Source organism: Neolewinella maritima, assembly GCF_923081025.1.
Lineage (GTDB): Bacteria > Bacteroidota > Bacteroidia > Chitinophagales > Saprospiraceae > Neolewinella > Neolewinella maritima.
In genome coordinates, this window is sequence record NZ_CAKLPZ010000004.1 from 390,552 (window position 1) to 397,991 (window position 7,440).

6 protein-coding genes and 2 rRNA genes are annotated in these 7,440 nt (G+C 57.9%); 2 read left to right on the forward strand and 6 right to left on the reverse strand.

The window, feature by feature from the left end:
• Nucleotides 1–20 precede the first annotated feature (20 nt).
• A complete protein-coding gene (locus tag MJQ68_RS15810; protein WP_238752123.1) occupies nucleotides 21–917 on the reverse strand; it encodes a helix-turn-helix domain-containing protein in 897 nt (298 codons plus the stop codon).
• A gap of 267 nt (nucleotides 918–1,184) precedes the next feature.
• Between MJQ68_RS15810 and MJQ68_RS15815 the strand changes: the two genes are divergently transcribed.
• Nucleotides 1,185–1,781, forward strand: a complete 597-nt coding sequence (locus MJQ68_RS15815; RefSeq protein ID WP_238752124.1) for a T9SS type A sorting domain-containing protein — start codon at nucleotides 1,185–1,187, stop codon at nucleotides 1,779–1,781.
• Between the two features lie 60 nt (nucleotides 1,782–1,841).
• Here MJQ68_RS15815 and MJQ68_RS15820 read toward each other — a convergent pair whose 3' ends face one another.
• Nucleotides 1,842–2,984, reverse strand: coding sequence for an aminotransferase class V-fold PLP-dependent enzyme (locus MJQ68_RS15820; RefSeq protein ID WP_238752125.1), 1,143 nt, complete (start codon nucleotides 2,982–2,984; stop codon nucleotides 1,842–1,844).
• A 109-nt stretch (nucleotides 2,985–3,093) separates the two neighbouring features.
• Here MJQ68_RS15820 and MJQ68_RS15825 point away from each other — a divergent pair, with 109 nt between their 5' ends.
• A complete protein-coding gene (locus tag MJQ68_RS15825) occupies nucleotides 3,094–4,374 on the forward strand; it encodes a cation:proton antiporter (protein ID WP_238752127.1) in 1,281 nt (426 codons plus the stop codon).
• Here MJQ68_RS15825 and MJQ68_RS15830 read toward each other — a convergent pair.
• The 4 genes from MJQ68_RS15830 to MJQ68_RS15845 form a co-directional block, all read right to left on the reverse strand.
• The gene (locus MJQ68_RS15830) at nucleotides 4,364–5,140 is read right to left on the reverse strand and encodes an SDR family oxidoreductase (RefSeq protein WP_238752128.1); all 777 of its coding nucleotides are present in this window, start codon (nucleotides 5,138–5,140) and stop codon (nucleotides 4,364–4,366) included. The two genes, MJQ68_RS15825 and MJQ68_RS15830, sit on opposite strands and share 11 nt — an antisense overlap.
• A gap of 16 nt (nucleotides 5,141–5,156) precedes the next feature.
• Nucleotides 5,157–6,668 (reverse strand): S8 family peptidase, encoded by a 1,512-nt coding sequence (locus MJQ68_RS15835; RefSeq protein ID WP_238752129.1) that lies wholly within the window; start codon nucleotides 6,666–6,668, stop codon nucleotides 5,157–5,159.
• Nucleotides 6,669–6,973: 305 nt separating this feature from the next.
• A 5S ribosomal RNA gene (rrf, locus tag MJQ68_RS15840) occupies nucleotides 6,974–7,086 on the reverse strand.
• A 246-nt stretch (nucleotides 7,087–7,332) separates the two neighbouring features.
• Nucleotides 7,333–7,440 (reverse strand): 23S ribosomal RNA (locus tag MJQ68_RS15845); the annotation flags it as partial.

Sequence of the window (7,440 nt, forward strand, 5' to 3'; positions counted from 1 at the left end):
TATTTACGTGCCGGCGGTAGTTAGTCCGGCACCCGCCCCGTCACGCTCAGTTTGAAGGCGCTGCGGTATTCAGTGGCGGTCTTACCGGTGTGCTTCTTGAAGGCCCGGTTGAACTGACTCACCGAATTGAAGCCGCTATCGAAGGCTACGTTCTGGATCGTGGTATGGTCATCGGCCAGCAACTTACAGGCGTAGACGATGCGAAAGTCGTTCAAATACGTGACAAAGGTCTTGCCCGTAGTCTTTTTGAAGTAGCGGCAGAAGGCGGGTACCGTCATTGCAGCCACACCGGCGATCTCATCCAGGGGTACGTCCCGATCGAAGTTTTGCCCGATAAAGGTTTGTATCTCATTGAAGCGCTCGTAGCCATGCGTTTCCACCTGTAGGTGAAAGCCCTCCGCGTTGAGGTCCTCGCAGTCCTCGCTCTCGGCCAGTTTGCTCAGGATGTCGATCAGTAGCAGCAGACGGCCCAGGGGGGGCAGTTCGATGAGGCGCTCCAGTCGACTGCCCTGTACGGTGCGGGTGGCCCCATAGAAGCTCAGCCCATTACGCGCACGGTGCATCAGTTCCCTGACCTGGCGCATTTCAGGAAGTTCGAGAAATTCTGAGTTGGGAAAACTCGGCGCAAACTGCACAACGGTCTCCTTCTCGTTGTGCGTCAGCCGGTCGGTGAAGCCCAGGTGGGGCAGGTTTGACCCCAGCAAAATGAGGGCACCGTCGCGGTAGTGGCTGATGTGGCTCCCTACGTGGCGCCGCCCGTGACCGCCACGCACGTACACCAATTCCAGCTCCGGGTGGTAGTGCCACTTCGGGAGTTTATTGGTGCGTAGCTGAGGCTGCGGATAGTGCTTGACGAGGAACGACGTGCCGGGAGCTGGCGTCACCTGCTCGCGTACCGGCTGAGTGATCGGGTCCATAGGGGGGCGATTCTGTTGGTAAAACGTGCTGTACGCTACGATAGTTATAGCGTAGCGTTCGGGTGGTTTGCTCCCCTTCAACCCGAATAGCCCGCACTTATCCGGGGGGTATCAATATGTGCGTCACGCACGCCAAGATATGCGTGTACGCCGGCGAATTTTCGCCAGACCTTTGCAGTGCAAGGAGTTGATCATGGGCGGTGCCCCAATTTACATGGAGCACCACATTACACAATGTACCCTATTGATAACCCTAAATGTTACACCATGAAAACGCTATTCATCAGTTTTCTGCTTGTCTTTGCCCTCACCTCCGTGTCGGCTTCGGTCAATCCCATCGATCTGGTCCTACAGACGGACCCTACCTCCCATACCCTCACCCTACGCACTACCGTAGCGGTATCCCTCGACACGAAGGTGCAGCTTAAGGACCGCGACGGCCTGGTCCTGCACACTACCAAACTCAGTCCGGGTGACTACCTGAACGGCCGCTTTAAACTCGATGCCCTCCCCAATGGCAACTACTTTGTAGAAGTGACGGACGCACAGGGTAAGACCGTACAACCCTTTACCATCAACCGGACCGGCATCGACGCCGACCCCGCCCTGGCCACCCGCACCTTTTACCCCCGGGTGAACCTTACGGACAAGCTCCTCACCATCAATTACCTGAACACCACCGGTAGCAGCACCCGAATCCTGCTCGCCGACGCCCAGGGCCAGCAGGTCATCACCGACCAGCTACCCGAAAGTACCACGGTACAGCGCGCCTACAGCCTGGAAAACCTTCCGGCAGGTGAGTACTACGTGACCGTTTCCTCGGCAGACGTCCCAAGCTATACCACTAGTCTCCGGCTAGACTAAGATTTTTTGCATGATCGACTTTAAGTTTCGCCCCTCCGCCACCTAGGCGGAGGGGCCTTTTTATTGGTAGCAGTCGCGTAGCACCTCCACCACCTGCTCCAGTTCAGCTGGTCGATTATACACGTTGGGACTGATCCGCACGGCATCCCCGCGGTAGCTAAGCGAAATGCGCCGCGCTTCACAGGCGTGTTGCAGGCGACCCATAGCTATCCGGGCGGGAAGTCGGACGCCCACTAAATGATGTGCCCGACGGTCCGGTAGATGAATACCGAGAGCTGCAAGCTCCGCTACGACGGGTTCCCAGAGTCGTGCGGTATACGCCTGCACCCCCTGTGGCGTCCAGCTATTCAGTTGATCCAGCGCGGCCTGCTGCATAGGGATGCTGATGAAGTTGCTGTGCTCCCCCACCGAGTAGCGGGCGGCTAGTGGACGGTACGCATGACGGTAGTTGGCTAGTCGGCCAAAGTCGTGACTGTCGGCGCGGTTGATCCAGTTCTCTTCCAGCGGTACGCCATCGTCCATACGCGGGCCGTACCAAGCGTAGCCCGTCCCGTAGGGTCCGAGTAGCCATTTATAGCCTCCGGCAATTAGCGCATCCGGCCGGATGCGTGCTACGTCGAAGGGCAGCGCGCCGATCGACTGCGTACCGTCAATAACCAGCCAGGCTCCCACCTCGTCCGTACGGCGGCGGATGGCCTCGAGATCGAAGACCGTACCGTCCGCCCAGTGCACGTGGGCAATGGCTACGGCTGCGGTCTCTGGGCCTATTGCAGCGAGCACCCGGTCTGACCAGGAGTCGGATGTGCTACCCGTGGGGCGGGCCACCGTGATCAGCTCCGCACCGGCGTCCGCGCACAGACGGTGCCAGGCATAGTAGTTGCTGGGAAACTGATCCTGTACGACCAGGATGTGCTCGCCCCGCGATAGGGGCAGGTTCTTGGCCACCGTAGCAATGCCGTAGCTCGCCGCCGGGATGAGCGCTACCCGACCGGGCTCCGGGCTATTGATCAGTTGGGCGAACGAGGCCTTGAGCTGCTCGACGGGCGCAAAAAAGCCCTCGATGGGCATGCCGCTATGGTCTTCGCGCCACTGCAGGGCCTGGCGGGCGGCTGCCGCACCGGTACGTAATTGGGGGGAACGACTGGCGCCGTTGAGGTACGCTTCGTCGTCGCGCAGCGGAAAAAGGTGGCGTTGGCATTCCATAGGGGCGGGTTCGCAGGTGCGGGGCCAAGGTAAACAGAGCGGGCGGATGAGGCGATAACCGAACCGCAGCTTTGGGGTTAGGGTTGGTACACAAACCCCTCGATCACCGTTGAGCACGCACATTCTTCTGCTACTATTAGCCGGCATCGCCCTACTGGGCACCTTCATCATCCCCGGACTGATCCGCGATAAATTGGTGAGTCTGCCGATCATTTACGTAGCCTTTGGATACGGTATCTTCAGTCTTCCACTCGAGCTGCCACTGATGAATCCGGAAGATGCGCGGCTGGATCGGCAAGTGATGGAATACATCACGGAGTTTATCGTGATCGTAAGTCTAGCGGCCACCGGGCTGAAGCTGGACCGTGACCCCTCGTTGAAGAACTGGAGCTCCGGGCTGTTTATGCTCGCTATCGCCATGCCACTCACCATCGCCGCGGTGGCCTTCCTGGGCTGGTGGTGGATTGGGCTGGCCCCGGCCAGTGCCATCCTGCTCGGCGCGGTACTAGCGCCTACGGACCCCGTACTGGCCGCTAACGTACAGGTAGGACCGCCCAACGAAGATCTACCGGAGGACGATGTGCGCTTCGGTCTTACGCTGGAGGCGGGGCTCAATGACGGCCTGGCCTTCCCCTTTGTATACCTGGCTATCGCACTCGCGGGTGCTACGGACGTGGGCAGCACCCTGCTGACCTGGGCGTGGTGGGACTTCGGCTACCGCATAGCGATGGGTACGCTGATGGGGTACCTGATCGGACGCTTGCTAGCCTATGTCTTTTACGAGTTCAAACGTAAGATGGCGGAGGTGCGGGACACCGAGATCGAGTCCGGTTTCTTTATACTGGCTGCTACCTTACTGACGTACGGGCTCACCGAGGTAGTCGAAGGCTATGGCTTTCTGGCGGTCTTTGTCGCTGCGGTAGTGAGCCGCCGTGCGGGCGAAGCCCCCGATGAAGAGGCTAAGGAGGACCAGATCGAAACCTACGAAGCCGCCGAACAGGTCGAGCAGGCCGTGCTGGGTATCTTCCTGATCGCTTTCGGGGGTATCATCGCTACGGGCGGCCTGTACGACCTGACGCTCAATGGCGCGATGGTCGGTGTGGCCCTGATCGTGCTGATCCGTCCAATTGCCGGACTGATCAGTTTTCTACCCTCCAAACTACCGTGGGTAGAAAAGGTGGCGATCAGCTACTTCGGTATCCGTGGGGTCGGATCGCTATATTACCTGGCCTACGCACACAACAGTGAGATCTTTGATAACATCGATACCATCTGGTCGATCGTCAATTTCACTGTTCTGGTGTCTATTTTTCTGCACGGGCTGAGCGTAAAACCCTTCATGCGGTGGGTTGACCGTCGGATGGGTCGTCCGGACCGGGTCAGCCAGTAAGGAAGCGCGTCATTCCGCCGTCTACGCTGATGGTCTGTCCGGTGATGTACTGGGCAGTCGGTGACAGCAGGAAAGCAGCCATTTTAGCAAGATCCTCGGGCTGCCCCAGGGTACCCAGCGGTACTTGCGCCAGAAATTCACGCTTCACTTGCTCTTCCGGGATCCCCTGTAGTTCAGCGGCCTTCGCCAGCACCGTAGTGATGCGGTCCGTAGCATGGTAGCCCGGTGCGAGGATATTAGCTCGAATGCCCGCAGCGCCTTCCTCCCGGGTAAGCGTCTTGACAAATCCGGCAACGGCCGCCCGGAAGGCATTGCTCAGTACCAGATTGTCGATGGGTTGCTTGATGGATACGCTTTCGACGTACAATAGGCTACCGGCCCGTTGCTCGCGCAGCATTGGTAGCAGTGCCTTAGTCAGTTGGATCTTCCAACGCAGCGTACTCGCATAGGCCGCATCCCAATCCGTCATTTCGAGCGCGGCGATGGTGCCGGTCGGCGGCCCACCGGAGTTGAAGACGCAGCCCGCTACGCTTCGCTCGATGAGCTCGTCTCCGAGCTTTCGTACCGCCGTACCGTCGGTGAGATCGGCTGGGTGGGAAATAAATAGATCGCCATGGGTTGTCGCCATGTCCGCGAGCGTGTCCCGGCTCCTGGCAATGCCGATCACGGTAGCTCCTTCTCCGATGAGGCATTCGGCGATGGCACGACCGAGTCCGCCACTAGCCCCACCTACGGCGTAGGTGTTTCCTTTTAGTCCTAAATCCATACGGGCAAAATACGCTCTAGCGCAGTACGGCGGCCAGCGCAGCGGCGGGCTGTACGATGCGTCCAGTGATCCGGGTCTCGGAAGACTCCTGTCCGGTAGCGTTCAGGATACGGTAGGCCCGCTGGTAGTCCAGTTCGGGATCGACGGATTTCATGACGCCGAGTAGTCCGGCTACGAAGGGGCAGGCCATGCTCGTACCGCTGTAGCTTTTGTAGCCGTTGCCCGGTACGGTGCTGTAGATACCTACGCCGGGGGCGGCTATCGCCATCTTGATATTGTCCGTACGGTTGCTGAATGGCGCACGTAGCAGCAGCTGATCGATCGCCGCTACGGTGATGATACCCTTGGCATTGGCGGGAGCAAAATCATTGGCATCGCGGTTGGAGTTTCCGGCGGCCGCTACTACGATGGCTCCGTTGCGGTGGGCATACTCCACCGCGGCACTGTAGGCGCGCTGGCTACTGGCGTTACTCCGTCCGCCCAGGCTGAGGGAGATCACGTCGGCCCCTTCATCCGTTGCCTCAATGATGCCTGCGATGATGGTCTTCTGAGTGCCCATGCCACCGGCATTGAGGACTTTAATGGAGCTGACCTCTACGAATGGGCTCTCGTCGTTGGTACCAGCCAGGCTGCCGATACCCAGGCCGTTGTTAGTTACTCCGGCGGCGATACCGGCACAGTGAGTGCCGTGTCCGTGGGGGTCGTTGTCGTACTGAGATTCAATGGAAAAGTAGTTGTCGTCCAGGTCTTCATGCGACCCGTCTACTCCGGTATCCAAGATCACCACCTTGGCTTTCTTTTGTGCGCTTTGTTGCTGCAGCAGGCGGTAATAGTCATCCATTTTGAGCACTTCCATAACCCACTGCTCGCTGGTAAATGGATCATTGATACTGAGGGATGCAGTACCACTGGTGGGACTTCTTACGGATCCTGCTTCGATAAAGGGTTCTACCGTGATGGTTTCGTTGGGCTCGGTGTAGACTACGGTGGCCAGACCGGTCAGCTGGTTTTCAAGATTGAGTGCACCGGCTGGATTGTCGATTACGTAGTAGTTGTCGAGGTACGTCTCGGAGGCTGCATCCGGGAAAAAGGCGCGGGCTGCGGTTAGGTCGTGCTGCGCGGCGAAGGCGAGCAGTTCGCTGTCAGACATCCCCTCCCCCAGCTCTACTAAATAGCTGTCATCCGTGGCAGAGATGAGTTGAGGACTATGCACGGATTGTCCGTCCTCTGTGTTGATCAGCTCATCCAGGTAGTGCACGGCGGCAAACATCCCGAAGATGAGGACCACCGCCATCCAGACCGAGATCTGCTTCTTGACAGCCATGGACTGCACGAAGCCGACCATGCCCAGCATGATGAAGTCCTTGAGGATCTTCGGAAAGGCGCTGGCGGCGGTAGACACTGCGGTATAGTCCGTCCAGGCGATCAGAGCTACTCCAGCGTACGTCAGGACCATCCAGAGGGAAGCATCACGCAGGTTCCGGCGCCAGAACCAGAGGGATAATGCAAGAGCGGTGAGCAGAAGCATGGGACGTTATTTTGCTTAAAAATACGGCATCTGCGGTGATTCCGGTGACGGGTATTCGACGGATGCTAGCTTTCTAACGGTTTATGGTTTGCTTGGGTTTTGCTGGTGGTTTTGTGGGTTAAACACGGATTGCGCGGATTTTGGGCACGGATTACGTCACAGATTAGGTGGTGTACATAGTCCGTGCCTAAACCGGCGGAGGCAGCAGCGTAGCTCATCCGTGTCCCTCCGTGGTAAGTCCTTCCCCCCCGCCCTCCCCAAACGGAGAATGCCCCACCGCTGCAGGAGCGATGAGGCATTCATAAAATTGGCGGCGACCTACTCTCCCGGGATCAAGTCCAAGTACCATCGGCGCTGGGCAGCTTAACTTCTCTGTTCGGAATGGTAAGAGGTGATCCTGCCCGCAATAGCCACCAAAGTCTTTGTATCCACTCCCTTGCAGGAGCCGGACGCGTTTCTTTGGCAAAACGATCAACAAGTTCGATAAGAGAGCTTCAGGCCTTTTTACTTCTGCCTGTCAGTACATCCGGCTAGCACACGCTAAGACCGATTACTTAAAATTATATACATACTTCAACAAGCGCGCTGCCGTCTACTTTTCAATACTCATAAGTCTCAGTTCGTCGATCTAACGACTACACTACTAACTCATTCCAAAGAAAAAATAAAGGAAGCTGTCGGGCGATTAGTATTGCTCGGCTCCATACGTTACCGCACTTCCACCTACAACCTATCAACGCAGTCATCTGCTGCGACCCTCCTCCCGATTAAA